Source organism: Neobacillus sp. NPDC097160 (assembly GCF_044762155.1).
In the GTDB taxonomy this organism is placed as follows: domain Bacteria; phylum Bacillota; class Bacilli; order Bacillales; family Cytobacillaceae; genus Neobacillus.
In genome coordinates, this window is the sequence record NZ_JBIWDU010000009.1 from 218,926 (window position 1) to 242,508 (window position 23,583).

19 protein-coding genes are annotated in these 23,583 nt (G+C 40.7%); 15 read left to right on the plus strand and 4 right to left on the minus strand.

The window, feature by feature from the left end; all coding sequences use genetic code 11:
• The first annotated feature begins 9 nt into the window (after positions 1–9).
• The 4 genes from ACIQXV_RS14940 to ACIQXV_RS14955 all read left to right on the plus strand — a co-directional run bounded on the left by ACIQXV_RS14940 (position 10) and on the right by ACIQXV_RS14955 (position 5,632).
• Positions 10–771, plus strand: coding sequence for a dimethylarginine dimethylaminohydrolase family protein (locus tag ACIQXV_RS14940; protein WP_402959997.1), 762 nt, complete (start codon positions 10–12; stop codon positions 769–771).
• A 39-nt stretch (positions 772–810) separates the two neighbouring features.
• The gene (locus ACIQXV_RS14945) at positions 811–2,232 is read left to right on the plus strand and encodes an amino acid permease (RefSeq protein WP_402959998.1); all 1,422 of its coding nucleotides are present in this window, start codon (positions 811–813) and stop codon (positions 2,230–2,232) included.
• 130 nt (positions 2,233–2,362) lie between these two features.
• Positions 2,363–3,997, plus strand: coding sequence for a M20/M25/M40 family metallo-hydrolase (locus ACIQXV_RS14950; RefSeq protein WP_402959999.1), 1,635 nt, complete (start codon positions 2,363–2,365; stop codon positions 3,995–3,997).
• Positions 3,998–4,249: 252 nt separating this feature from the next.
• Entirely contained in the window at positions 4,250–5,632 is a 1,383-nt protein-coding gene (locus ACIQXV_RS14955; protein ID WP_402960000.1) for an L-cystine transporter, read from the plus strand.
• 125 nt (positions 5,633–5,757) lie between these two features.
• Here ACIQXV_RS14955 and ACIQXV_RS14960 read toward each other — a convergent pair whose 3' ends face one another.
• Together ACIQXV_RS14960 and ACIQXV_RS14965 are read right to left on the minus strand one after the other, a co-directional pair.
• Positions 5,758–6,285, minus strand: coding sequence for a phosphatase PAP2 family protein (locus ACIQXV_RS14960; protein WP_402960001.1), 528 nt, complete (start codon positions 6,283–6,285; stop codon positions 5,758–5,760).
• A 25-nt stretch (positions 6,286–6,310) separates the two neighbouring features.
• Positions 6,311–7,636, minus strand: coding sequence for a UDP-glucose dehydrogenase family protein (locus ACIQXV_RS14965; protein WP_402960002.1), 1,326 nt, complete (start codon positions 7,634–7,636; stop codon positions 6,311–6,313).
• A gap of 287 nt (positions 7,637–7,923) precedes the next feature.
• Between ACIQXV_RS14965 and ACIQXV_RS14970 the strand changes: the two genes are divergently transcribed.
• Positions 7,924–8,769, plus strand: coding sequence for a VOC family protein (locus ACIQXV_RS14970; protein ID WP_402960003.1), 846 nt, complete (start codon positions 7,924–7,926; stop codon positions 8,767–8,769).
• 96 nt (positions 8,770–8,865) lie between these two features.
• On the opposite strand, the gene ACIQXV_RS14975 is transcribed toward ACIQXV_RS14970, so the two are convergent.
• Complete coding sequence (locus ACIQXV_RS14975; protein ID WP_402960004.1) at positions 8,866–9,036, minus strand: DUF3934 domain-containing protein; 171 nt, start codon at positions 9,034–9,036, stop codon at positions 8,866–8,868.
• Positions 9,037–9,309: 273 nt separating this feature from the next.
• On the opposite strand from ACIQXV_RS14975, the gene ACIQXV_RS14980 reads away from it, so the two are divergent.
• The 3 genes from ACIQXV_RS14980 (at position 9,310) to ACIQXV_RS14990 (ending at position 11,535) form a co-directional block, all read left to right on the plus strand.
• The gene (locus tag ACIQXV_RS14980) at positions 9,310–10,065 is read left to right on the plus strand and encodes an NRDE family protein (RefSeq protein ID WP_402960005.1); all 756 of its coding nucleotides are present in this window, start codon (positions 9,310–9,312) and stop codon (positions 10,063–10,065) included.
• Positions 10,066–10,201: 136 nt separating this feature from the next.
• Positions 10,202–10,777 (plus strand): LemA family protein, encoded by a 576-nt coding sequence (locus tag ACIQXV_RS14985; RefSeq protein ID WP_402960006.1) that lies wholly within the window; start codon positions 10,202–10,204, stop codon positions 10,775–10,777.
• Positions 10,777–11,535: a TPM domain-containing protein gene (locus ACIQXV_RS14990; RefSeq protein ID WP_402960007.1), complete on the plus strand. Its 759-nt coding sequence runs from the start codon at positions 10,777–10,779 to the stop codon at positions 11,533–11,535. Before ACIQXV_RS14985 ends, ACIQXV_RS14990 begins: the two co-directional genes overlap by 1 nt.
• Positions 11,536–11,603: 68 nt before the next feature.
• Here the strand turns inward: ACIQXV_RS14990 and ACIQXV_RS14995 are convergent, their stop codons facing one another.
• Complete coding sequence (locus ACIQXV_RS14995) at positions 11,604–12,209, minus strand: DedA family protein (protein ID WP_402960008.1); 606 nt, start codon at positions 12,207–12,209, stop codon at positions 11,604–11,606.
• A gap of 189 nt (positions 12,210–12,398) precedes the next feature.
• Here ACIQXV_RS14995 and ACIQXV_RS15000 point away from each other — a divergent pair, with 189 nt between their 5' ends.
• The 7 genes from ACIQXV_RS15000 (at position 12,399) to ACIQXV_RS15030 (ending at position 23,579) form a co-directional block, all read left to right on the plus strand.
• On the plus strand, positions 12,399–14,585 hold the full coding sequence (locus ACIQXV_RS15000) for an alpha-galactosidase (RefSeq protein ID WP_402960009.1): 2,187 nt from the start codon (positions 12,399–12,401) through the stop codon (positions 14,583–14,585).
• Between the two features lie 197 nt (positions 14,586–14,782).
• Positions 14,783–16,021 (plus strand): ABC transporter substrate-binding protein, encoded by a 1,239-nt coding sequence (locus ACIQXV_RS15005; RefSeq protein ID WP_402960010.1) that lies wholly within the window; start codon positions 14,783–14,785, stop codon positions 16,019–16,021.
• 110 nt (positions 16,022–16,131) lie between these two features.
• The gene (locus ACIQXV_RS15010) at positions 16,132–17,061 is read left to right on the plus strand and encodes a carbohydrate ABC transporter permease (RefSeq protein WP_402960011.1); all 930 of its coding nucleotides are present in this window, start codon (positions 16,132–16,134) and stop codon (positions 17,059–17,061) included.
• On the plus strand, positions 17,061–17,882 hold the full coding sequence (locus ACIQXV_RS15015) for a carbohydrate ABC transporter permease (RefSeq protein ID WP_402960012.1): 822 nt from the start codon (positions 17,061–17,063) through the stop codon (positions 17,880–17,882). The genes ACIQXV_RS15010 and ACIQXV_RS15015 overlap by 1 nt, the downstream gene beginning before the upstream one ends.
• Before the next feature lie 21 nt (positions 17,883–17,903).
• The gene (locus ACIQXV_RS15020; protein WP_402960013.1) at positions 17,904–20,963 is read left to right on the plus strand and encodes a glycoside hydrolase family 2 TIM barrel-domain containing protein; all 3,060 of its coding nucleotides are present in this window, start codon (positions 17,904–17,906) and stop codon (positions 20,961–20,963) included.
• A gap of 54 nt (positions 20,964–21,017) precedes the next feature.
• Positions 21,018–22,694: an amylo-alpha-1,6-glucosidase gene (locus tag ACIQXV_RS15025; protein ID WP_402960014.1), complete on the plus strand. Its 1,677-nt coding sequence runs from the start codon at positions 21,018–21,020 to the stop codon at positions 22,692–22,694.
• Positions 22,695–23,579 carry a DMT family transporter gene (locus ACIQXV_RS15030; RefSeq protein WP_402960015.1) on the plus strand — a complete coding sequence of 295 codons (885 nt, stop codon included), beginning with the start codon at positions 22,695–22,697 and terminating at the stop codon, positions 23,577–23,579.
• The last annotated feature ends 4 nt before the right edge of the window (positions 23,580–23,583 follow it).

Below are 23,583 nucleotides of genomic sequence, written 5' to 3' on the forward strand. Positions count from 1 at the left end.
GAGAAAAACATGTTTAAAAATACCATTGTTAAAACCCCAGGAGAGAGCTACATCAATGGATTAACTACTTCTGATTTAGGTAGTCCTATTTTGGAAAAAGCATTGGAGCAGCATGAAGCGTATATTGAAGCATTAAAAATCTGTGGAGTGGAAGTGACAATCCTTCAAAGTAATAATGAATTTCCAGATTCGACGTTCGTTGAGGATACAGCCGTCCTGACACCAAATTTTGCAGTCATTTCTAATCCTGGAGCCCTTTCTCGTAATGGTGAGATTCACGAAATGGAGCCAGCAGTAAAATCATTCTATGAAAAAATTTATTATATTAAATCTCCTGGCACACTTGACGGCGGAGATATTTTACAAATAGAAGATCATTTTTATATCGGTCTATCGGCAAGAACGAACTTGGAGGGAGCGGAGCAATTAAAACAGATTTTGGAATTAGAAGACTACAAAGCGACTATTATTCAATTGGATAAATTTTTTCATCTGAAAACTGGCATTGCCTATTTAGGGGATCAAACGGTTGTGGTAGCAGGTGAGTTTATCGACCATCCAGATTTTAATACCTATTCAAAAATTATCGTACCTCCGGAAGAGGAGTACGCAGCAAATTGTATTCGAGTGAATGACTTTGTCATCCTTCCTGCAGGATACCCAATTACAAAACAAAGAATTAACGAGGCGGGCTACCAAACAATTGAACTCGATATGACGGAATTTCGGAAATTAGACGGTGGATTAAGCTGCTTGTCACTACGGTTTTAGGATCAATTATCACTGCACAATTCGAGGGGTGTGAGAAGGATGGTCGAACAAGAGGGTCAACAAAATCAGTTAAATCGTTCCATGAAACGCCGGCATTTATTTATGCTTTCGTTAGGGGGGGTTATTGGAACGGGGTTATTTTTAAACGCCGGTTATACAATCAATCAGGCAGGAGCAGGAGGGGCATTAATAGGGTATTTATTTGGCGGGATCATTTTATACCTTGTCATGGTGTGCCTGGGCGAGCTTGCAGTTCACATGCCTGTTACCGGTTCTTTTCAAACCTACGCTAGTAAATTTATCAGTCCATCGGCTGGATTTTCGTTGGGATGGATGTATTTTATTGGTTCGGCCACAACGGCGGGGGTGGAATTTACCGCTGCCGGAATTTTGATGAAACGATGGTTTCCGGACATATCTGTCTGGGTTTGGTGTGCTATTTTCATCGCCCTCTTATTTGTTCTTAACGCCTTGACGACAAGGGGATTTGCAGAAGCGGAATATTGGTTTGCCGGAATTAAAGTAGTGGCAGTTATTTTCTTTATTATTATTGGGGTAGGAACTATTTTCGGAATCATTCCACTACAAGACAGGCCAGCACCATTTTTAGAGAACTTAGCACCTACTAGTCTATTTCCTGCAGGGATCGCCATTCTGTTTGTGACGATGATGAATGTCATCTTTTCCTATCAGGGGTCGGAGCTAATTGGAATTGCGGCAGGAGAAAGTGAGGAGCCTCAGAAAAATATCCCTCGTGCCATTCGAAATGTGCTCGTTAGAATTATTGTCTTTTATCTTGCATCTATTATTATCTTATCAGCTATATTTCCTTCCAAGGAACTTGGTTTATTAGAAAGCCCATTTGTAACATTGATGGATTTGGCTGGGATTCCATTCGCACCAGATATTATGAATTTTGTTATCTTGACGGCAATTTTATCAGTAGGAAACTCGTGTATTTATGCATCAACTCGTCTGCTTTGGGCGATGGCACATGATGGTATGGCACCGAAGCCTTTTGGAAAACTGTCAAGAAGAAAGGTTCCATTTACTGCTCTCGTTTTTACAATGATTTTTTCCCTATTATCCTTGTTGACAAGCGTGATTGCAGCTGATACGGTGTTTGTTTTATTGATGTCAATCGCCGGAATTTCGGTAACTATCTCATGGATTGGCATCGCTCTCTCCCAATTCATGTTTCGGCGGAAGTATTTGCAGGGGGGAGGAAAATTAGAGGACTTGCAATACAAAGTTCCATTCTATCCTGTGATCCCGCTAGTTTGTATCGTATTCTGTGTCTCAATCCTAATATTCCTAGCTTTTGACCCAACACAATTAGTCGGCCTTTTAGTTGGCCTGGGATTCCTAATCATCTGCTACATATTCTATTACATCAAAAACAAGAAAAAAGAACAAATCAATCCCGAACCGAAAACTAACACAGAAACAAAAACACTATAGAGAGTTACTAAAGGGTGTCAGGCACCATTCGTGGACATTGTCCACTCTACAAGGACAGTTCGCATGCGAATTATTTCTGTCCGCTATTTGTTATCACATTTTGTTAGTTGAAGGAGAGTTATGGAGTAAAATGGAGGAGCTTAAGTGGGGGACACCGGGGGCACTTCGTACATTATTGTGTGAAGTGGTAAGTTGGAAAAGCATGACGTTAACAGTGGGGGAGCGGGAATTTCCCTCCAAAGTTCAAGCAAAGCTTCAAGAATTGGCTTATTTTAAGAAAAACCCAGATTATTTGGCCCTTCATGATGTTGATTTGGGTCGAAGTTTTTTAACTGCTTTATATAAGCATCCCGAAGCAATAGATACCATCGTTTTCATTAGTCATTTTGATACGGTGAATACCGAAGAATATGGTGATCTTGAGGAATTTGCTTATCAGCCGGAGAAACTGTCGAAATTACTGTTAAGCAAAATGGATGAATTACCGGAGGATGCCCAGAATGATTTGAAATCTGGTGAATATTTATTTGGCAGAGGCACGATGGATATGAAAATGGGGCTTGTCATGCACATGGGGTTAATCGAAAAGGCCTCTGTTGAACAATGGCCGATTAATCTCCTCCTCTTGACGGTGCCGGATGAAGAAGTCAATTCTGCCGGAATGCGTGCGGCAGTGACCAAGCTGTTGGAATTAAAGGAAGTGCATCAGCTTACCTATAAGCTTTTCTTAAATGGAGAGCCGGTTTTTTCACAAGAACCCGGTGACAGAAATTATTATGTGTATTCAGGTTCTATTGGCAAAATCATGCCATCTGCCCTGTTTTACGGGAAAGAGACCCATGTTGGCGAACCTCTTAGTGGCATCACCGCCCCGTATATTGCCTCTTTTTTAACGCAAAGGATGGAGTGGAATCTGAGTCTGCAAGAAACGGTGATGGGGGAAACAACACCGCTTCCGGTTACCCTTCAACAAAAGGATTTAAAGCTGGAATACTCGACTCAAACTCCATACCGTACAGCAGCCTTGTACAATGTGTTTTTAATGGAGCGAAATGCCGAAGAAATCATGAATATTTTTGAAAACGTTGCAGGTGATGCCGCTCGTGCTTGTAATCATGCGTACTGGGAGGTCTGCAAATCGCAGGCAGTTGAGCCAATCGGTGACGTCCGTGTTGTGCGTTATGAGGATTTACAAATACATGCAATTCATAAATTTGGTCGGGACTTTGTGGAGGGTGTCAAAGCCTCGATTAATCAACATACTGAATGGGATGACCGGGAAAAGTCCTTCCGAATTGCTGATACCTTGATGATTCAATGCCAGGAGCTTGCGCCGGCAATGGTCTTGCTTTTTGCACCGCCATATTACCCTGCGGTCAATTCATCCGAGGATTCCTTGGTCCAACAGTGTGTGGATTACGTGAAAAAGCATGCTCTTGATCAATTTGGCTTACCTGTTCAACAAGTACATTATTTCAATGGAATCAGCGATTTAAGCTATGTAAACTATCAGGATGCAGGCGAGGGGTGGACGACATTTAAAGCAAACACGCCCGTTTGGGGCAGCTACAGTATCCCGTTTGATGTAATGGCTGAGCTTCAGGCCCCTGTCTTAAATGTCGGTCCATTCGGAAAAGACGCCCACAAACGTACAGAGCGTCTGCATATAAAAAGCGCTTTTGAGGAAGTACCAGCCCTTGTTGAAGGGATGATAAAAGCGATTTACAGCAGCCATAGCGGCAGAGTGGTCCAGATCAATTCCTAATATGTTTCCATTATTATCAAAAGTTTAATAGTATTTTTGGTGTCAGGCACCGTCCGTGGACACTGTCCATGGACGGTGCCTGACACCATTTTTTATGCGCTTGGTATAGATCTTTTTATGTTGTCATATTTATAGAATATCAAACGTTTGATGGGTTAAAGTGGCGAAGGATTAAGAATAATAAAAATTCCGACTTGACTGATAGGTTGATATGTATTGGAATTTCCAATAAATTATCTGAGGAGGAATATGATGAATACCATTCTTATCATCGTGAATGTCGCTGTCTTACTTCTACTTATGTTTGGTTTGTTCATGATGCAGAAAAAGCATGTTTCTTTTTCAAAACGTGTGTTCACTGCATTGGGTTTAGGTATTATTTTTGGTTTTATTATTCATTTAATCTACGGAACAACGCATGAAGTAACGACAAGTTCAATTGATTGGTTTAATGTTGTAGGGTATGGTTATATAAAACTATTACAAATGGTCGTTATGCCGCTTGTATTTATCTCTATTGTCGGTGCCTTTACAAAGTTAAAATTGACTAAAAATATTGGAAAAATCAGTTTCCTAGTTATCGGTATATTACTTGGAACAACTGCTATTTCTGCGGCCATTGGCATTGGTTCTGCATTGGGATTTGGTCTTGATGGCATTCATCTCAATGAGGGAGATGCAGAAAAAGCACGGAATGCTCAGTTAGTGGAACGAGTAGCAGGTGTTGAAAACATGACGCTACCGCAGCAAATCATCGAACTAATTCCAAGTAATCCATTTCAAGATTTGACGGGTGCCCGTCCAACCTCTACGATTGCGGTTGTTATCTTCGCTGCTTTTATTGGTATTGCCTATCTGGGGGTTAGACGTAAGGATCCTGAGCGTGCAGATTTTTTTGCAAAAATAATTGACACCTTGTATGCGATTATCATGCGGGTTGTTACGATCATTCTCCGGTTAACTCCGTATGGGATTTTGGCCATTATCACAAAGGTGACAGCAACGAGTGATTATGGGGCGATTGCGAAATTAGGAAAGTTTGTCATTGCTTCCTATGTGGCGCTCATTCTGATGTTCATTGTTCACTTGCTGCTATTATCATTTGCTAAACTTAGCCCTGTGAATTACGTGAAAAAAGGTCTGCCAACATTAACCTTTGCCTTTACTTCCCGTACAAGCGCGGGAACATTGCCAATGACGATCAAAACACAAACAAAAGACTTTGGTGTATCAGAAGGTATTGCGAACTTTGCTGGATCATTCGGACTTTCTATTGGCCAAAATGGCTGTGCAGGCATTTATCCAGCGATGTTAGCGGTAATGGTCGCTCCAGCTGCCGGAATTGACCCAACAAGTATATCCTTTATTCTCACGCTTATTCTAGTAGTAGCGATTAGTTCATTCGGTGTCGCTGGTGTGGGCGGCGGCGCAACCTTTGCCGCCTTAATCGTATTATCGGTCATGAATCTTCCAGTTGCGATTGTTGGTTTATTGATATCCGTTGAGCCATTAATTGACATGGGACGTACCGCCCTAAACGTCAGCGGCGCCATGACAGCCGGAGTCCTTACAAGCAAAGCAACAGGAGAAATTGAAACGGAAGTTTACCAACAACCCAACATCGTAGAAGCCTAATAGTATCAAAAACATCCCATTTCAAAATCAAGAATCATAGAAGGTGACAGGCACCGCAAGAATGTCCACATCAAATGGACAGTGTCTTTTTGCGGTGCCTGTCACCCTTTTTAATGTTAACACTATTACAGACATAATAAACAAAAGCAGACAATCCCAGTAATCGTACCAAGGATTCCTCCGGCAAGGACATCTGAAGGATAGTGAAGTCCTAAATAAACTCTCGATAGTCCCACGCAGAGCCCTAAAGGAATGAGCACAAGTGCCAGTTGTGGCAGGTATAAAACATAAGGGGTCACGACGGAAAAAATTGCCGTTGTATGACCCGATGGGAATGAATGATCTTGTAATGGGTTAGCAGGGAACTTTGTTTTTTCTACCATCAAATAAGGTCTTTTTCGTGGAAACAGCTGTTTGATGATATGGACAGGAATATGACTGGCAGATAACGCGAGAGCGCTGGCGATTGCTGTCAATTTTGGGCTGCCTGATGATAAAAGTATGAGAAGAAAAGATGCTGCAATCGTAATGTCAGCTCCTCCAAGATGTGTGACTGTACGGAAAAAGAGATTTAATATTTTTTTATCAAAATGGCGGTTTACCCGTAACAACACCCGGCATTCGAAGCCATAAAATGCATGGATCCATCTCATCTTGTTCTGCCCCTTTAACAATTTTTCATTTAAACTTGTCATTTACTATCGGATGGTCAGGTCTTCCTACAGATAGATAAGTTATCGGAAGCTGTTTAATTTCTTGAAGCGAATAACAATTTCGCCCATCAATCACAATCGGGTTCTTCATATGGGTCAGATAAACCTCCAATGGGAGATGCTTGATTTGTTCCCAGTCTGTTGCGATGATGGCAAGGTCAGCATCCTGGATTGCCTGCCGAATTTCTTCCGTGTACACTATGGCGTCCCCTAGGATCTTTCTGGCATTTGGGATGGCAATAGGATCATAGGCACTAACATCGGCGCCTGCCTCAAGCAATTCTTTTACAATCGTTAAAGCGGCTGACTCACGGACATCATCTGTATCTGCTTTAAAGGCTAACCCGAGTAAAGCAACTTTTTTTCCATGTAACGAACCGATCTTTTGCTTTGCTTTCAAAACAGGCAGCGATTGTTGACGGTTATTAACGTTAATGACAGCTTCAAGCAATTCAAAACGTTGCTTAAAATTCCCGCCAATCTGAACAAGTGCTTTCGTATCCTTCGGAAAACAAGAGCCTCCATAGCCAACTCCTGCTTTGAGAAAATGCTGGCCAATTCGTTTATCTTGACCGATTCCAAAAGCCACTTCTTCTATATTGGCTCCGATATGTTCACAAATGTTGGCGATCTCATTGATAAAACTAATTTTTGTTGCTAAAAAGGCATTGGCAGCATATTTAATCATTTCTGCACTTCTGATGTCTGTTTTTATAATCGGAATTTTCAATGGCAGATAAAATTGTTCCATTAAAGCTGCTGTTTCAGGATGACTGGTGCCAATCACAATTCGGTCTCCATGGAAAAAATCAAGAATCGCTGCGCCCTCGCGAAGAAATTCCGGATTGGCAACCACTTCTACTTGGAGATTCGGAGGTTTTCTACTGTCAATAATTTGTTGAATGAGCTCGTTCGTACCGACTGGAACCGTGCTTTTTGTACAAACAATCACATCCTGCTCAATGTAGTTGGCGATCGTATGGGCAACCACATGTATGTATTTTAGGTCTGCTGAACCGTCATGTGTTTCAGGTGTACCGACTGCAATGAAAATGATATCAACTTCTGAATAGGCCTTATGAGGATTAGTTGTAAAATGCAGTTGCCCGTTGCGCAGATTTTTTTCTAAAAGTGGCTCTAATCCCGGCTCATAAATGGGGGAACGGCCGCATTGGAGCAAGTCAATTTTCTCTTTTTGAATATCAATGCATGTTACCTGATGTCCTAATTCTGCTAAACATGCACTAGTGACCAACCCTACATATCCTGCTCCTGCAACAGTTACCTTCATCCAATCCCTCCAATGTGGTTGTTTACTCCATTGTATTAGGAAATAATGGATTTTTTCTTAACCTAGTGTAAAAAGAATGTAAAAACTGTGTGTAGTTTAAAAAAATATTTTAAATTGCAAATACTTGAATTCGAGATAAATCCAAGGTACACTCTAAGTGGAGGAGAACGACGGGAATTTTTCCTCCGCTTTACAGTGGTATGAATGAAGCAAAAGATAAAAACCATATTAAAACTAAGAAACATAAATGCTGATTGTAAAAATAAGAGTTTGGAGGATGGAAAGGAATGGAGAAGTTTCATCAGGAACCAAATGTATATGTCGGTGAGGTTAATATTAAAGTAAAAAACCTCGACTATTCGGTGACTTTTTATCAAAATATAATGGGTTTTCAGGTATTGGAGAAAACGGATCGTAAAGCGGTTTTAACGGTGGACGGGAAAACTCCTCTATTAACGCTTGAACAGCCCGCTGATGTTATTCCGAAGGCAGGGAAAATGTCTGGTTTGTATCATTTTGCGATTTTGCTGCCATCACGGGCTGATTTATCTGTCTTTTTACGGCACTTGATTCAGACAGGATACCCACTAGGGGCTGCAGACCATTATGTGAGCGAGGCACTTTATCTTAATGATCCAGATGGTAATGGGATTGAAGTTTATCGAGATCGTCCTTCTGTGGAGTGGACGTGGAAAAATAATTTAGTGGAAATGGCAACTGAGCAGTTGGATGCGGAAGGGATTCTTTCAGAAAGTGATGCAGAATGGAAAGGTCTTCCTCAGGAGACGGTTATGGGTCATATCCATTTACACGTAGGGGATCTTAAAAAAGCAGAGGAATTTTACACAAAAGGGCTTGGATTTGACGTTGTTAGTTACTATCCGCAAGCGGCATTTTTGTCCACTGGAAGGTATCATCATCACATTGCGATCAACACATGGCAGGGAGTGGGTGCACCTATACCACCGAAAAATAGTGTTGGCTTAAACTGGTACACACTTGTCTTTCCTGATGAAGCAGCAAGAGAGTCTGTGATAAAACAACTTCAGCAAGTTGGCGCCACGGTAAAGAAAGAAACAGATTTTTATGTAACAAGTGATCCGTCAGGAAATCAAATACGATTAGTGGTTTAAAAGGCTGTTGGAAAGTCCCCAATCCCTTATAATTTTAGGGTTTGGGGACTTTTCTCTAATAAAATTAACACCACGAATGCAATTACTGATTGAACGCTACATTTCGGATGAATCACTCTTAGTAGTGCCGGTACCTGCTGGATTCTTAACACCTTTACTGACATAAGGTTTAGCACTTTTTGCTTTATTGGCACTTGCTTGCCAGCGATTCCAGCCCTTCTTGCCTGTTCCTCTGCCTGTTCCGCTTTTCCCCTTAGCTTTACTCATATAACCACTCCATTATGATTCCAAATTCTACTACAAGTCGTGGGCTAGTTTACCATACATCATAGCTTGCCGTCTCAAAAATATTTTTTGTGCACACCCATAAATATTATTTTCTTCGAAAAGGAAAAAATAATTCGGTTTCTTACACCATTATTACGTCCTGTGACTTGTTTTTGAAGGGTTTATGGAGGAAGCGCCGAATTATGAATGGGGAAGGACGGAATAAACGAACCTATGTCGATAATCAATTAATAATAAAGGTAGTGATTTTCAATGTGTTTAATCTTGTTTGCCTATCAAGTCCATAAGGAATATAAGCTTATTGTTACAGCAAATCGTGATGAATTTTATCAAAGACCAACCGCCCCTGCACATTTTTGGGAAGATCAACCCGAAATTTTAGCAGGTCGGGATTTAGAAAAAATGGGGACGTGGATGGGCATCACGACCGGCGGGCGCTTTGCCGCTTTGACCAATTATCGGAACCCGAAAGAATTAACGAGTGGTAAGCGCTCACGTGGAGAGTTGGTCGCTGATGCCCTGAAACACAATGGAAATGTAAAAGATTATATGAAACAGCTAGAAATTCATAAGGACTTTTATCCGGGGTACAATTTATTGGCCGGAGACGGGAATGAACTATATTACTATTCGAATATCGGGCAGACTCTTCAAAAACTAGAGTCAGGTCTATATGGGGTCAGCAATCATTTATTAAATAGCAGATGGCCAAAGGTGGAAAAGGGGAAGGAGGGGCTGGCCCAAATCATAAATGGTCAAAAGGAGGAGATCGTAGAAAAACTTTTATCCCTCCTGCAAAATGCCGACCCCACGCCAGATGAATCTCTTCCAAAAACAGGAGTTTCATTAGAATGGGAAAAAATGCTGTCGCCGCTGTTTATTAAGAGTGAGAATTACGGGACGAGGAGTTCAACGGTTTTGTTAATGTCTGAAAAAGAACTCCAATACGTGGAAAGAGTATACACAAAGGATACATTAAAGGACCGGAAATTTACAATTCAACTATGATAAAGTCAATTTTTAAAAAAATTCACCGGAAGATTAATCAAACAATTGATTTAATAGAGGGGTTATTTTATTGCTGAAAAAGGGAACCTATTTTTTAAGTGATATATATTATAGGTGAGAAAGGAGTGTGGTTCATTTGAAAAAAGGATGGTTAGGAATTGGAATTGTGGTCGCCGTTATTGTTATTTTCGGCCTCATGTTCATGTCAAGTTATAACGGCTTTGTCAATTTGGAAGAAAACGTGGATCAGTCTCATGCTCAAATCGAAAATCAGCTGCAAAGAAGGCTGGATTTAATTCCAAACTTAGTGAGTACCGTAAAAGGATATGCGTCACATGAAAAAGAAGTAATCGCATCCATTTCAGATGCACGTGCACGACTTGCCGGTGCCAATACGCCGCAGGAGGAAGCGACAGCAAATGCAGAATTATCGGGCGCTTTAAGCCGGTTACTCGTGGTCGTTGAAAACTATCCAAATCTGAAAGCTGATCAGCAGTTTACCCAATTAATGGATGAGCTCGCTGGGACGGAAAATCGAATCGCCGTAGCTCGGAAAGATTACAATGATCAGGTAGCTGTTTTTAACAAAAAGGTGAAGAGACTTCCTGGTTCCATTATTGCAGGAATTGCCGGATTTGATGAAAAGGAATATTTCAAAGCGGATCCTAAAGCTGGGGAAGCGCCAAAGGTTGACTTTGGGGGCAATGGGTAATGAAAGCGAAGAGGGCCTTCAGCTTTATTTTGGTGTTTTTCACTTTTTTTCTGGGTGCAGCGACTGCACTTGCTGAGGATGTCCAAATTCCAGCTCCAGTAGGAGATATTTATGTACAGGATTTTGCCTCTGTACTGACCGAAACCGAAAGAGCGAAATTAATCAATTTAGGCAGAAGCATTGAAGATCAAACAACGGCACAGGTTGCCGTGTTAATAGTCGACACGATTGGTGACCGAACAATCGAGGATTTTGCAAACGAGGCATATCGGCAATACGGAATCGGAAGCAAAAAAGAAGACAATGGCGTGTTGCTCGTTTTAGCGATGAAAGAACAGAAGGTAAGAATTGACGTAGGTTATGGGCTGGAGGGCAGGATCCCAGATGGAAAGGCTGGCCGGATTCTTGATGAATATGCTATTCCTTATCTGAAAAACCAACAGCCGAATAAAGCAGTAATTGAGTCATATAAAGCACTTGCAAACGAGGTTTTTGCCGAATATGGAATTGAAGGTGGAGAGCAGACAGCACCGAATCCTGCAGTTTCAAAGGATGAAGGGGGCGGCATCCCGTCCTGGCTCATCATTCTTATCGTGGTCGTTGCCATATTTCTTGACTTTAAGTTTTTTGGCGGTACCCTCACCTATCTCCTCCTCTCCATTATCTCCCGTGGCGGAGGCAGAGGCGGCGGCGGCGGTGGTTCGCGCGGAGGCGGAGGCGGATCATCAGGCGGAGGCGGAGCCAGCCGCGGCTGGTAAGGTTATAAAAAAAAGATGCTCTTCAAACGAAGGGCATCTTTTTTTTATTGGTGATTTTTTCAAAAAAGTCATGATGAGGCATTTTTCACTATTCTTCTTTTTCTCCTATAGGAATAAATAATAATAAATCCGAGGAGGAGTAAGAGGATTAAATAGATACTATACCTGGAAAGGTAGGTGCCAACAATAACCCAGTTCCCTCCCAGTACTCTGCCGAGGGTGATAAAAGTAAAACACCAGATGACCGCTCCTGAATAGGCAAATAAGGCAAACTTTTTATAGGAATAGCGGTTGATTCCAGCAAGATATGCTGTAATATGCCGGACCCCGGGAATAAAAAAGCCAATGATCAAGAGGAAAGGCCCAAACTTGTTAAATAATTTTCTTGTTCGGTCAATCCGTGCCTCACTTATGTGAAGTTTAGGGCCAAACTTATGTAAAAATGGTATGCCCAATTTGACACCTAAAATGAAGCTTAGCGTGATTCCGCTACACGCCCCAATAAAAGCACAAAATAGCGATGGCAGATAAGCCAATTTTCCTGCGAAAACAGTATAGCCCACATAGGTGAGCAGAACCTCATCAGGGATGGGCAGTCCAATAATGCCGCCAATCAAAGCCATAATAATTCCCAAGTAACCGAAATGTTCAATCAGGTAATTTAAATGCCCCATTATTACACGTCCTACATTCATTTCTAGAAAAAAGTTTTAAAATAAATGAAGAGATAACTTCCCAAACTTATCATCCACAAAATTTTTCATTTTATCCCGTTACAAATACACTTTTTGGTGCCTGACACCATTTTTACCATATTCGTAAATATAATAGTAAAAATATATTCTTTCTAGGAGTGAGAGTTTATGCCGATTGAGTGGAATGAGGGGGATCAAGTGTTTCATTTATATAATAGTAATATCAGTTATCTGATGCAAATTGTTCATGGAAAATACCTTGCCCATTTATATTGGGGCAGGCGGGTGCAGGTGCTCCAGCCTATATCGATCCTGACGTTTAAAGGAAGGGCCTTTTCGCCAACTCCCGAGCCTGCGGATACCCAATTTTCACTCGATACATTGCCGCAGGAGTACCCTGCGTTTGGTACCGGGGACTTCCGTGAGCCTGCTTATCAGCTTCGCACCCGCGACGGGTCAACGATTACGGAGTTTGTTTATGATTCCCATGAAATTTTGAAAGGGAAGCGTCCGCTAAAGGGATTGCCTTCTGCCTATATAGAAGACGAATCGGAGGCAGACACCTTGATCATAACCATGGTAGATTCAATGCTTGGCATTGGGGTGAATCTAAATTATACGATTTACCGTGACCTTGATGTGATAACAAGATCGGTTTCCTTCGAGCATCTGGGCAGTCATGCTATCGAGCTACATAAATGTATGAGTATGTCAGTAGATTTTCACGAGTCGGATTGGGACTGGCTCCACCTTCAAGGAACATGGGCGCGGGAACGTCATATTGAACGACAACCTCTCCATCATGGAACTCAATCAATTTCTTCTGCTAGAGGCGCAAGCAGCCATCAGCACAATCCCTTTGTAGCTTTACTAGCAAAGGGCGCGAACGAAGAGCATGGCGATGTTTATGGAATTAGTCTCGTATACAGCGGGAATTTTCAAGCCTCCATTGAAGTAGACCCATTGCAAACAACTAGGCTCAGCATCGGGATTAATCCGTTTGATTTTATCTGGCTGTTAAAGCCTGGGGAAACGTTTCAAACACCCGAGGCTCTAATGGTTTATTCTTCAGAAGGCCTTGGGGGGATGTCGAGAACTTTTCATAAATTATTACGAACCAGGGTGTGCCGGGGCATTTACCGCGACAAAACTCGGCCCATCCTTATCAATAATTGGGAAGCCGCCTATTTCAATTTTAATGAGAAAAAAATAAAGGAAATTGCCGATGCTGGAGAAAACCTTGGAATCGAGCTGTTTGTCCTCGATGACGGCTGGTTTGGGTATCGCAATAATGATAAAAGTTCATTAGGAGATTGGGTCGTTAATAAGGAGAAATTGCCCAACGGTCTAGCTGGGCTCGCTGACTATATGAGGAAAAAGAATATGAAATTTGGATTGTGGGTAGAACCGGAAATGGTTTCACCGGACAGTGATTTGTATCGAAAGCATCCCGATTGGTGTTTGCATGTGCCAGGCAGAAGTCGGACACTTTCTCGAAACCAGCTCGTTCTGGATTTAAGCAGGGAGGAAGTGTGTGATTTCTTACTAGAAACTTTGACAAACATCTTCACAAGTGCACCGATTTCCTATGTGAAATGGGATATGAACCGCAATATGACGGAAGTGGGGTCGCTCGGTCTTCCTCCTGAAAGACAAAAGGAAACAGCTCATCGCTATATGCTCGGGCTTTATTGGATTTTGGAAAAATTAACTCAACGATTTCCGCAGATTTTGTTTGAAAGCTGCTCGGGTGGCGGCGGTCGCTTTGATCCCGGTATGCTATTTTATATGCCGCAAACGTGGACAAGTGATGATACCGATGCAGTTGAAAGGTTAAAAATTCAATATGGAACAAGCATTGTCTACCCGGCGATCACGATGGGAGCACATGTTTCAGATGTACCGAACCACCAGGTAGGAAGGGTAACGCCCTTACAAATGAGATGTCATGTTGCGATGGCAGCCAATTTGGGATTCGAATTAAATGTCGACAAACTCAGCACTGATGATAAAACAGTCGTTCGAGAACAAATCACCCGTTATCATCAAATAAAGGATATCGTTCTTTTCGGTGACCAGTATCGGCTGTTAAGTCCATTTGAAGGAATGGACACTGCCTGGATGTATGTTACAACAAATCAGGAACAGGCGGTTGTGTTTTACTATAAAACGCTGGCAACGCCAAATCCGCCCTTTTTCCACCTTAAATTACGTGGGCTAAATCCAAAGATGAAATACAAAGTGAACAACGGCGAACGGCCATTTTATGGAGACGAACTAATGAAGATTGGATTATCCATGCCACTGATTAAAAAGGATTATACTTCATTTATTTTTCATATTGAAGCAAATTAGGAGGTTCCGCCGGCAACAAATACCCTCAAACGTAAATGAGTCACTAACTTTACCAATTTAATAGTAAATTTTATCTCGTGATAAAATCAAACGATTGCAAATTGGCAAAAATTATTTTAGTAAAAATCAAATTGAAAGCATTTACTTTTAGTAAAATAGAAATTATAATAAGCCTATAAACTTCTAGGAGTGATAAGATGAAGAGTTTAAAAAAGGTGAAATTATTATTTCTTTTTACGATTGTAGCAGCAATGCTTTTAACTGCTTGTAGCTCGTCCGGTTCAAACAAAGAGTCAGCGAAGGATGGGAAGGTCACGTTAAGGTTTGCTACATGGGATGTGGGGGATGATATAAAATTACAACAAAAGCTTATTGATCAATTCAATGCTGAAAATCCTGATATTAAAGTGGATTTGGAAGCTTATGGCGGAGAATATGACACTAAAATTACTGCGGGTATCGGTGCAAAGGACGCTCCGGATATCATGTATATGTGGAATTACCCTCAATATAAAGATGCTTTGGAACCGCTCGATTCTTATATAAAAGATAGAGGCGAAGAGTATAAGAAAAATTTTTATGAAACATTGTGGAATTATAATTCTGTAGACGGAAAAGTCTTTGGACTTCCAGTGGGCTATACTACGCATGTTGTTTACTATAATAAAGATTTATTTGATCAAAAAGGGATTGAATATCCGAAAGCTGGATGGACATGGGAAGACCTTCAGGAAACAGCTAAAAAGTTAACTGATAAAGATAAGAAAATCACAGGATTTGCCTTCCCAGGTAAACCGGATCCATATGATTTTGAAATGTATTTATGGAGCAACGGTACATCCTATGTCGATAGTAAAGGGAATTTGAAAGGGAACTTAAATTCACCTAAGTCGATTCAGACGTTTGAAATGTTCCAAAACATGCTTAAAGATGGAATTGCCATTACAACCGAGGGCTCTGGTGATACTGAAATGAAATCGGGCCGGGTAGGAATGTTTATTAATGGAGCATGGTACCTTTCAGCCTTTAAAGAGGCAGGGATTAACTATGGAGTCGTAGAGCTCCCAGCGTTTGGAAATAACAAAAGTGCAAGTATTATTAGCTCCTCCGGTATTGCGATGTCGAAGGATTCTAAGCATAAAGAAGCCGCTTTTAAATTTATGGAGTTTTGGACAGGCGAACAGGCTAATAAAGAAAGAATTTCATTTGAACTTCCAGTGCTGAAAAGTGTCGTTGAATCAGAAAAGCTGCAAGAGGATCCAATTAAAAAGGTATTTTACACAATGCTGGAGCAAAGTGATGGGCATACACCAACATCCTTTATCACCGATGATTGGAGCCAGCTGTCTGAGAATTTAAGCTTAGTGTTTGAACAAATCTTTAATCCAAGTACACGTGTCGACCCTAAAAAAGTGTTGAATGATGCAGTCAAGTAAGGATTAATAATCAAAAAGAGAATATATCAGATATATGTGATATATTCTCTTTTTCTATTTAACAACATCAAGTTTTTCCATAAGGTCAAACCAATTTAAGAGGGAAAATTATGTTTACTAAAAAACAAAAAAGTTACACATTGATCAGTAAAAAAGTACCATTTCTATTTATCATGCCGTGGATCATTGGGTTTATCGTGTTTACTCTTGGGCCTTTAGCTTTTTCATTAATCATGAGCTTGTTTGATTGGCCGATTGCCGGTGAAACCAAGTTTGTCGGCTTCGGTAATTTTATCAAGATGTTTACAGCCGACCCGCAGTTCTATGATTCTCTGGCGATTACCTTAAAATTTGCGTTAATCTTTGTTCCATTAAACCTATTCATTGCCTTGGTGCTTGCGCTTCTTATAACGCAGCCAGTCAAAGGAATCAAAGTTTTCCGGACAATCTTCTATCTGCCGGCGGTCGTATCGGGCGTTGCCGTATCGATTATCTGGGGCTGGATGTTTAATTCAGAGTATGGTGTGCTTAACTATTTACTATCTTTCCTTGGGATTGAAGGACCAAACTGGCTGATTGATCCGAAGTGGGCAATCGTAACGATTGTCATTGCCAGTGCCTGGGGCGTCGGGACAATGATGCTTATTTTCTATACTGATATTAAAGGGATTCCGAATGAAATGTACGAGGCTGCCTCGATTGATGGAGCTGGTCCAATTAGACAATTCATCAGTATAACGATTCCAACCATCACACCAACGCTTCTATTTAATGTTATTACATCCGTCATTGCCGCCCTGCAACAATTAACACTAGTACTCTTGTTAACAGGTGGGGGACCATTAAAATCTACGTATTTCTATGGAATATTTGTTTATAACAATGCCTTTAAACACCATCACCTTGGTTATGCCAGCGCAAACGCATGGTTTATGTTTATCATTATCCTGATTTTAACAATGGTAATCTTTAAGTCATCCTCTGCATGGGTATTCTATGAGGCTGAGGTAAAAAGGGAAAAAAAGAGAGGTAAAAAATAATGAAGATTACAAAGAAACATAAAATCATTGTTTATAGCATACTTGTGATTTTTTCCCTTTACTTCATCTTTCCTTTTATTTGGGCATTCATAACTGCCATTAAGACAGAATCGGAAGTATTTAGCTTCCCGCCAAAGTTTTTACCTGATACTCCATTATTTAGCAATTTTATTGATGCTTGGAATAGCCAGCCATTTGGAACGTATTTTATGAACTCAGTCATTGTAACGGTGCTGACGACAATCGGCCAGTTGGTATCTTGTTCCTTAGTAGCTTACGGCTTTGCTAGGTACGATTTTAAATATAAGAATGTTCTTTTTATCCTGCTGTTATCTACGATGATGATTCCGTGGGATGTGACGATGATCCCGCTTTATATGGAATTTAATTTATTCGGCTGGATCAATACGTTAAAGCCTTTGATTATCCCGGCGTTCTTCGGTTCTGCCTACAATATCTTTTTGCTAAGGCAGTTTCTAATGAATATCCCGAAGGATTTAGAAAATGCGGCCCGGATCGATGGAGCCAACGAGTTCCAAATCTTTTATAAAATTTTCCTTCCAATCATGAAGGGACCTTTAACCTTGATTGCTGTCTTAAATATTATTTTGGTATGGAATGATTACCTTGGTCCATTAATTTATTTGAATGATCAATCGAAGTATACAATGGCCCTTGGGTTAGCAGCATTTAAAGGTGTGCATGAGCTGCAAATTATTCCGATTATGGCGATGACACTCGTGATGATCATTCCGCCAGTGATTGCTTTTGCTTTTGCGCAAAAACATATTGTCGAAGGAATAAGCGGCTCGATTAAGTAATAAAGTTCGGAGGAAATTGATATGCAACGTGAAATGAGAAGGTGGGAGAATATTCACCTTACAGATATAAACAGACTTCCGGCACATGCTGATTTTTACAGGTACAGTGCCTTCACTGAGGCGCTAAAGTTTAATAAGGAAAAAAGTATAGGGTATACATCGTTAGACGGAATGTGGAAGTTTCTCTTTTTAGAAGCACCGGAATTTTCGCCTGATAATTTTGAGGCAGAGGACTTCGATGTTCGTGACTTCGATGAGATCGAGATCCCTTCTTGCTGGCAGTTAAATGGCTATGGAAACATGCATTATACCGATGTCTTGTATCCATTTCCAATCAATCCGCCCTTTGTGCCACAGGAAAATCCGACGGGAATTTATTTCAGAGATTTACTTTTAGAAGATATAAAAGAAGATGAAAAAATCATTATCAAGTTTAACGGTGTCGATTCTGCCTTTGATTTTTATGTGAATGGGGATCATGTTGGCTACAGCAAGGGATCGAGAATGCCGTCAGAATTTGATATTAAGGACTATGTTAAAAATGGTCAAAACCGATTAACGGTACGAGTTTATCAGTTTTCCGATGGAACTTACTTAGAAGATCAGGATATGTGGTGGCTCTCTGGAATTTTTCGGAGTGTGGAACTGTATCGCATCAATCAAGATACATTAGAGGATGCTACGATTGAAACTTTGCCGGATAAAGAGTATACCAATTTTACCTTGAAATTGACCGGACAGTTTTTGACCAGTTATGTAAAAGAGTTGAACGTGAAGCTTTTTCTGCAAGAAAAAGAGGTTGATCAGTTTCCTGTTAAGGTGGTAAATGGCGAATTCCAGATCCTTCGAGAAATGGTTCATCCATTGTTATGGAATGCAGAAGAACCCAATCTTTATCAAGCGGTATTGGAGTATGATCTAGCAGACGGAGAAAAGGAAATAGTTCCGCTCAGGTTTGGGGTAAGGTCGATTGAGATTGTGGATAATGAAATCCGCGTTAATGGTAAAAGAATTTTCTTTAATGGTGTCAATCGCCATGATTTTAACCCGGTGATGGGCCGGACGGTAACCTATGAGGACATGCTTCAGGATGTCATTTTAATGAAGCGGCATAATATCAATGCCGTTCGTACTGCGCACTATCCAAATAATGATGTGTTCTATGATCTTTGTGACCAATATGGACTATATGTGATTGATGAAGCCGACCTTGAATGTCATGGCTTTGAAAACACAGGGAATTATAACTGGATTAGTGACAATGAATTATGGGAAAAGCAGTATGTTGACCGGGCTGTGAGAATGGTGAAACGGGATCGAAATCATCCAAGTGTCATTATTTGGTCGCTTGGTAATGAATCCGGTGCCGGCCGAAATTTCACTGCGATGTATCAAGCCATCAAAGCGATTGATTCGACAAGATTGGTCCATTATGAAGGGGATCGTCAGGCGGCCTATAGCGATATGTATACGACGATGTACACTAGATTAAACGCCCTCGAAGAAATCGGTAAGGATTCGGAAGGGAAAAAGCCGCATATTTTATGTGAATATGGCCACGCGATGGGAAATGGACCTGGCGGGCTGACAGAATATCAAGAAGTTATGAGGAAATACCCGAGGTTACAGGGTGGATTCCTATGGGAATGGTATGACCATGGTATCCAAAAAGTAGATGAAGACGGAAATGTCTATTATTTATACGGTGGGGATTATGGAGATTTCCCTACGAATGGAAACTTCTGTATCGATGGCCTTGTGTTTCCAGATCGCACACCTTCACCTGGACTGATTGAATACCAAAAAGTGATTGAACCAATTGTAACCGAGGTAGTAGATCCTAATCAGCTAAAAATTATTATAAAAAACAGATATGATTTTAGAAACCTTGAAGGAATCCAGCTGCACTTGAAGGTTGAATCCTTTGATCAATTAATTGAAGAAAAGACTATTTCCGTTCCAAGTATCCACGCACAGGGAGAAAGAGTAATGACCTTACCTCTCAATCTTGAGGAAGCTTTAAAATACGATGATGTTCGCATCCGATTATATTATTCAGAACCTGAGAAAACTCTTTATGCAAGTGAAGGTCATCTCATCACCAGTGAAAGCTTTCTACTAGAAGCGACAAAAGTGAACAAAACAGTCGTAAGCAATCTTGAGGCAGCAGAGGCTATTTCTGTTGAGGAAGAACCAACACAGTTAGTACTAAAGAATGACCGCTTTAAAACTGTTTTTTCAAAAGTTCATGGTGTCCTCTTATCCCATCAACTAAATGGGGAAGAGATTATTGAAAAAGGGCCGGAACTTACACTTTGGAGAGCGGTCATTGACAATGATATGTATAAGAAGGATGCTTGGATTAATAAGTACTTTTTAAAAAATGCAAAGGAACAATTGATTTCCTTTAGTTATCAAATGAATGAGGGCTTTGTAGACCTTGAAATCAATAAATATCTATCGAGTGTTAACCAAGCATGGGGCTTTAACCTCTCTTATCAATATAGAATCACACAAGCTGGTGTATTAAGCCTTCACCTGAAGGGCTTTAAAGTGATAAGAGGGAAAGAGATTCCTGAGTTTCTCCCAAGAATCGGAATTACTATGCATCTTAACAAAGAGTACAGTGATGTGACTTGGTATGGCAGAGGAGATTCCGAGAGTTATCAAGATAGCAAGAGGAGTCAAAGTATTGGTTTGTACAACAAAAATGTCGAGGAAATGCACACGGATTATGTCTATCCACAGGAAAATGGTTCGAGATGTGATACTTCTTTCTTAGCCTTAACCAAGGGAAGTCAATCGATATTAGTTAATTTTAAAGAAGTAAGAGATTTCACCATCCATGATTATGAAACAAGTGCTTTGGAAGAAGCCAAACATCGAGGAAACATTCAAAAATCGCCATACAATGTGTTAACCATCGATTATCAACAAAGTGGTCTTGGAAGTAATAGCTGTGGTGAGGAACAGCTTCCACAATACAAAGTGAAAATCGAGGACTTTGAAATTGAGCTAGAAATAAGGAGTATTCACAAAGATACCCTAGTGGAAGAAAGTAAATTTTTTAAAGTGAGATAGTAATAGGCAGGGGAAACCCTGCTTATTTGACTAAATAATAAGGGAGAAAATAGGATGAATTTAGACATAAGAGAAATACCGTTTTCCCGCTTTGGGTCCTATTTTTGTATTTCGAAGGAAAAGGATTCGGAGGATGTATATATTAGGGATGTCCATGGCGGTGATGATGCGCCATCAAAGCTATTCCAGGTGGATATATTGCAACACGGGGTTGAACAGGTGTTTGAGGTAAAGTCTTCGGAGGTATCTTTATCCTTTTATTTAAAAGGTGAACGTGTTGCGGAAATCATTATGACCGAAGAGGATGAACTCCATTTTGATGTTGAAGATGTCGAGTTAAGATTAAGAGCAACAAAAGGAAAATATGATTCGTTAATGGAATTGGAAGATGGGATGTTCGAATATCATATCTATCCAAAGGAATTAAAACTAATGATTGTTAACCTGACTGGTGACCTGTTAGTAGATGCTCCTTGGAATATTATTGGAAATGACTTTATCGATATAAGGATGAAAGAAGGCCATTTTGTAATCGAAAGCTATCGAACTGTTTATCAAAAAAAGGAATACCTTCCTTTTACCCAAGGGAAAGCACAAGTAGAGCGTCTCTATAAAGATTGGTTTGATTCGATGAATCCTAGAATGACAGGAACAGGATACCTACCTTCCTTGGAGAGGGCTTCTTATATCACTTGGTCCAGCGTCGTTCATCCGGATGGAGTACTAAAAGATTATGCTATGTATATGTCAAAGCTTTGGATGTATAATATCTGGTCGTGGGACAACTGCTTTAACGCATTGAATTTAGGGGAAAAACATCCTGAACTCGCATTCGCCCAATTAAAAATATTTATGGACACCCAGGATGTGTGTGGTGCTTATCCGGATTTCGTGAATGATAAGTTTATTTCCTACAACTGTATCAAACCGCCGATCTTTGCCTATGTCTATGAACAGTTAATGGAAAAAAATGATTACTTTAAGGATACGCATCGATTAAAATGGGTTTATGAGTCAACGAAAAAAGTCATGAACTACTATGATCAATATCGAACCTTCCAAGGAAGACTGCCGCATTATAAGCATGGCAATGATTCTGGATGGGATAATGCCTCGTTGTTTCATGTGGGGATGCCGGTGGAAGCGCCGGATCTTGCCAGCTTCTTAGTTCGCACTTATGATATTCTTTCCTCATTTGCTGAACGCTTGGGTGAAAAGGTGGAAGCCGTGCGATTTAAAGAGCGTGCTGACAAGATGTTCAATTTGTTAATCGAGAGACTATTTGATGAAGAGGGTTTTTACGGGCGCGTCGGTAAGGATGCTGAAAAAATTGAAATCAGAAGCAGCTTAATTCTCCGGTTGCCCGTACTGATTGGCTACCGCCTTGAAAAAGACGTCATGGATCAGTTAGTTTCTGACCTTGAAGCAAACTTTGAAACGAAATACGGCCTCGCTACTGAGAGCGTGAATAGTCTGCATTATAAAGAAAATGGCTATTGGCTTGGCCCAATCTGGGCGCCGGTGACGTATCTGTTTATTGATGCATTGAAAAAGAATGGCTACGAAAAGGCTGGCAATCGCTTGCGGGATAAGTTTCTCGAGCTCACACTTGTAGGCGGAATGGCGGAAAACTTTGATCCGCATACCGGTAAAGGGCTAGTGGATACCTCCTTCACATGGACATCGAGCGTATTTTTGCTGCTGTTGGCTGATAAAGTTAGGAGGGATTAAATGCGTAGGTATATGGGGGAACTTGCTCTTACGGTTACAGCGATTATTTGGGGAAGTGGCTTTGTGGCCAGCGCAATCGCCTTAGAGCACTTCACTCCCTACCAAATTTTAGCAGGTAGGTTTTTAGTAGGAGCGGTCATTTTAAGCGTTATTTTCCATAAAAGACTGAAAACGATTAATAAAAGTACACTCATCAAAGGTGCGATATTGGGAATTTTTTTATATTTAGCGTTTGCGCTGCAAACGGTCGGTCTTCAATTTACGACACCATCAAAAAATGCCTTCTTAACGGCCGTAAATGTCGTAATTGTTCCGTTTATCGGCTTCCTATTGTATAAAAGAAAAATGGATTTCTACGAACTGACGGGGGCTGTTTTAGCGATGGTCGGTGTCGGTGTGTTATCGTTGAAATTATCGTCCGAAATCAACGTTGGGGATTTGTTGACACTAGGCTGTGCTGTAGGATTTGCTTTCCACATATTCTATACGGCTAAATTTGTGAAAGATTCAGATCCCATCCTTTTAACTCTCATCCAAATGATGACCGCGGCCATCATTGGATTTATCGTTGTCGTTTTCAAAGGAGAAACCTTCCATGCTGTCGAAATGGATGGGGTGGTATCGCTCCTTTACCTTGGGATTTTTTCTACAACGATTGCTTTTTTATTGCAAACCAGTGCTCAAAAATTGATTTCAGAAACAAAGGCTGCAATTATTCTTTCGACAGAATCGTTTTGGGGCATGGTATTTTCCGTTGCTATTTTAAATGAAGTGATGACAATGAAAATGTTGTTTGGTGCTATCCTCATTCTTATTGCTATTATCATATCAGAAACTAAGCTTCCTTTTTTAAAAAGGAATAAATTAAAGGAATTAATAAGGTAGGTAG

Excerpts from the sequence above, each read along its gene's own strand:
- ACIQXV_RS15020 (WP_402960013.1), top strand. The coding sequence starts at position 17,904 with ATGCAACGTGAAATGAGAAGGTGGGAGAATATTCACCTTACAGATATA.
- ACIQXV_RS14975 (WP_402960004.1), bottom strand. The coding sequence starts at position 9,036 with ATGAGTAAAGCTAAGGGGAAAAGCGGAACAGGCAGAGGAACAGGCAAG.
- ACIQXV_RS14970 (WP_402960003.1), top strand. The coding sequence starts at position 7,924 with ATGGAGAAGTTTCATCAGGAACCAAATGTATATGTCGGTGAGGTTAAT.
- ACIQXV_RS15015 (WP_402960012.1), top strand. The coding sequence starts at position 17,061 with ATGAAGATTACAAAGAAACATAAAATCATTGTTTATAGCATACTTGTG.
- ACIQXV_RS14965 (WP_402960002.1), bottom strand. The coding sequence starts at position 7,636 with ATGAAGGTAACTGTTGCAGGAGCAGGATATGTAGGGTTGGTCACTAGT.
- ACIQXV_RS15000 (WP_402960009.1), top strand. The coding sequence starts at position 12,399 with ATGCCGATTGAGTGGAATGAGGGGGATCAAGTGTTTCATTTATATAAT.
- ACIQXV_RS15010 (WP_402960011.1), top strand. The coding sequence starts at position 16,132 with ATGTTTACTAAAAAACAAAAAAGTTACACATTGATCAGTAAAAAAGTA.
- ACIQXV_RS14990 (WP_402960007.1), top strand. The coding sequence starts at position 10,777 with ATGAAAGCGAAGAGGGCCTTCAGCTTTATTTTGGTGTTTTTCACTTTT.
- ACIQXV_RS14995 (WP_402960008.1), bottom strand. The coding sequence starts at position 12,209 with ATGGGGCATTTAAATTACCTGATTGAACATTTCGGTTACTTGGGAATT.
- ACIQXV_RS14950 (WP_402959999.1), top strand. The coding sequence starts at position 2,363 with ATGGAGGAGCTTAAGTGGGGGACACCGGGGGCACTTCGTACATTATTG.
- ACIQXV_RS14940 (WP_402959997.1), top strand. The coding sequence starts at position 10 with ATGTTTAAAAATACCATTGTTAAAACCCCAGGAGAGAGCTACATCAAT.
- ACIQXV_RS15030 (WP_402960015.1), top strand. The coding sequence starts at position 22,695 with ATGCGTAGGTATATGGGGGAACTTGCTCTTACGGTTACAGCGATTATT.
- ACIQXV_RS14980 (WP_402960005.1), top strand. The coding sequence starts at position 9,310 with ATGTGTTTAATCTTGTTTGCCTATCAAGTCCATAAGGAATATAAGCTT.
- ACIQXV_RS15005 (WP_402960010.1), top strand. The coding sequence starts at position 14,783 with ATGAAGAGTTTAAAAAAGGTGAAATTATTATTTCTTTTTACGATTGTA.
- ACIQXV_RS14955 (WP_402960000.1), top strand. The coding sequence starts at position 4,250 with ATGAATACCATTCTTATCATCGTGAATGTCGCTGTCTTACTTCTACTT.
- ACIQXV_RS14945 (WP_402959998.1), top strand. The coding sequence starts at position 811 with ATGGTCGAACAAGAGGGTCAACAAAATCAGTTAAATCGTTCCATGAAA.
- ACIQXV_RS14960 (WP_402960001.1), bottom strand. The coding sequence starts at position 6,285 with ATGAGATGGATCCATGCATTTTATGGCTTCGAATGCCGGGTGTTGTTA.
- ACIQXV_RS15025 (WP_402960014.1), top strand. The coding sequence starts at position 21,018 with ATGAATTTAGACATAAGAGAAATACCGTTTTCCCGCTTTGGGTCCTAT.